2 protein-coding genes are annotated in these 2,949 nt (G+C 69.9%); both read right to left on the bottom strand.

Annotated features, from left to right (window positions below; all coding sequences use genetic code 11):
- A partial coding sequence (locus J0L98_RS21490; RefSeq protein ID WP_296414273.1) for an alkaline phosphatase D family protein occupies positions 1-1,499 on the bottom strand: 1,499 nt, incomplete at its 3' end.
- Positions 1,500-1,580: 81 nt separating this feature from the next.
- On the bottom strand, positions 1,581-2,949 hold a 1,369-nt coding region (recD, locus tag J0L98_RS21485), incomplete at its 5' end, for an exodeoxyribonuclease V subunit alpha (protein WP_296414272.1).

The raw sequence follows: 2,949 nt of genomic DNA, 5'->3' as shown, positions 1-2,949 counted from the left end.
GCGCCCGCCGCCGCCGCGACGGTCTGGCTCGCCCCCGCGGTGCTGCCGGCGACAATGGCCGCCGCCACCGGCACACTGCCCCCGGTGGACGCCAGCAGCCCCTGGATTGCGCTGCCCAGGCTGCTCACCGCCTCCAGGGCGAACAGGGTGGCGATGGCATCGGTGCCGTTGAGCTGCATGCGCAGCAGGGACACCTCGTTACACCACAGCTTCCAGGTGGAGGAGGATTCGCTCATGGTGCGCTTCCACCACTCCCGCTGGGAGCGGCCCAGGATGGACACCGCGGCCAGCGGATCCTCACTGCCGGCGGCAGCCATCTTGATGGCTTCGAAGCCATCGCGGGTGGACTGGGGCACCACGTAGCGACTGCCGATCTCGCCAAGGGCTACGCCTGTGGCCGGGTTCGGAGTGGCCTCGGGCACCACGTGGTCGGAGCGGTACATGCGCTGGTCGGTCACCACGAAATGGGCCAGATTGCCCCACTGGATGTCCCGGTAGAGGCGCACGGTGTCAAAGCCACTGGTGGATTCATCAAGGGTGATGTCGGCGGGCATGAACTCGAACCACGCCCGGTTGGCCGAGCGTCGGCGCGCCGACTGACGGGTGTTGGCGCCGCTGTGGGAGGCCGCGTCGTAGCTGCCATTGTCGTAGGTGGTGGAATCACCCCAGCAGTCGTCGGAGAACTCGTGATCGTCCCAGGTGGCCACGAAAGCAAAGCGCTCGTGTACCGCCTGCAGGCGCGGGTCGCTGCGGTACTTCTTGTAGAGGTAGCGGTAGTCGGCCAGGGTGTTGGCGTACTTGCTGCCCGAGCTGCCGTTCTTGAAGACGCCATCGGGCAGCACCAGCGCGTCATGGCGCGACTCCACCGCCCCGGTCTGGAAGGCTTCGCCCACGGTCTCGTAGATGTAGTCGCCAAGATGGACGATCAGGTCGGCATCCTCGTTCTTCGCGATGTGATCGAAGGCGCCCCAGTGATTCACGCTCCAGTCCTGGCAGCTCATGAAGATCAGGCGCATCTGGTCCACGCTGGCCCCCCGGGCCGGCGCGGTGCGGAAGCGGCCCACCCGGGAGCGCACGTCACCAGCGATGAACTGGTAGTAGTAGAGCCGCCCCGGCTGCAGGCCGGTGACCTTGTTGCGCACGGTGCCGTCGTATTCCGCCCGTACCGGTACCAGGCTGTCCACCAGGATGGTGCCGGACAGGGCGGCGTTGCTGCCGAGGGCCGCCCGGTTGTCCCCGTCGGTGACCCGCAGGCGGATACTGACGTCCCGCAGGCCGGCGGTGGTACTCACGTCATCCGCCGTCAGCGGAACCACCCGGGTCCACAGTACGGCCCCTTCCGGCGAGGGGTCGCCGGACCCCACGCTCTGGGGAAACTTCCAGCCACTGCCCATGGCCTGGGCCGGCAGGCTGCCCGAACTACCACATCCGGCAAGGCCGCCCATCGCGACCGATACGGTCAGAAAGCCGCTGTTACGCAGAAAACTACGTCGATCCATGATGCCCCCTCGAGAAGATTCAACCCGGGAGAGTGGAAGACGCAGGTTACATCCTTGTGGTCGACGCCTCTGCAGCCGGCATCAGGCAAACCCGTCCAGCAAGCCCGAGAGCCGCAGCACCCGGCGCGCCACCGCCTGCTCCAGCACCCGAGAGCCCGCGGCGTCCACCAGAGTGAAACCACTGCGGGCGCGGGTGATGCCGGTGTAAACCAGCTCCCGGGTGAGGATGGGGTTGAGGCTGTCGGGCAGGGCCAGGGCTGCGTGGGTGAACTCGGAGCCCTGGGACTTGTGCACCGTCAGCGCAAACACCGTCTCCACCGCCTGCAGGCGGCTGGGCAGCACCCACTTGATGCCGTTGCGGCCGTCGCCGCTGGGGAAGGCCACCCGTAGCTGGCTACCCCCTCCGGCCAGCGGCAGGGCCAGGGTGATGCCCATGTCGCCGTTCATCAGGCCCAGGCCGTAGTCGTTGCGGGTGACCAGCACCGGGCGGCCCTCATACCAGCCCTCGTCGGCGTCGATCAGGCCGGCCTCGCGCAGCCAGCCGGCGATGCGCGGGTTGAGCCCCTCCACCCCCCAGGGTCCGCGACGCAGGGCGCACAGCAACTGGAACTGGCCGTGGGCGGCGAGCACGCCAGCAGCCCAGGCGTCGATCCCGGCCCGGTCGACGTCGGCGGCCGGGCGGGTGTTGCGCAGGGTTTCCAGGTAGTGGCGATAGCCCTCCCGGCCGGCGGACGGCGTGCCATCCACCGCCAGGCGCCGGAAGTCGGCCTCACCGGCCGCGGCCCGCGTATCCACCTCGACCCGGGCCAGATCCGCATGCAAGCCGGCAAACACCGCCTCCGCAGCGCCCGCTTCTCCCCCATTGACCGCCGCGGCCAGTCGGCCGATGCCGCTGGTGCTGCTGAAGCGGTGGCTATGGCGGAGCATGGCCACCGCCTGATCGAGGGGCGTGCCGGCAGCATCGACGAGGCTGGCGGGCACCTGTTCGCCGGTAACGCCGGCCAGCCAGGCCACCGTCTCGGGCGTGTAGTGCCCTTCGTTGGCACGGCGGCACAGCTCGCCCAGCACCGCGCCGGCTTCCACCGAGGCAAGCTGATCCTTGTCGCCGAGGAGCACCAGGCGGGCCTCGGGCGGCAGGGCGGCGAGCACGGCGGCCATCATCTCCAGATCCACCATCGAGGCTTCATCCACCACCAGCCCATCCACGCCCAGCGGATGGCCGGCGTGGTGGCGGAAGTGGCGGGTGTCCGGGCGGCTGCCAAGGAGGCGGTGCAGGGTCGTCACCTCCACCGGGATGGCGGCGCGCACCCGCTCGCCATCGGGCAGCCCGGCCAGATCGAGGCGGGCCACCGCCCCGGCGATGGACTCGTTGAGACGCGCCGCGGCCTTGCCGGTGGGCGCCGCCAGGCGGATGCGCAGGGGCCGCGCCGGGCTGTCGGCGAGGGCCAAG

It is taken from the genome of Zoogloea sp. (assembly GCF_017302315.1).
Lineage (GTDB): Bacteria > Pseudomonadota > Gammaproteobacteria > Burkholderiales > Rhodocyclaceae > Zoogloea.
This window is presented reverse-complemented; position numbering and strand designations above follow the sequence as displayed.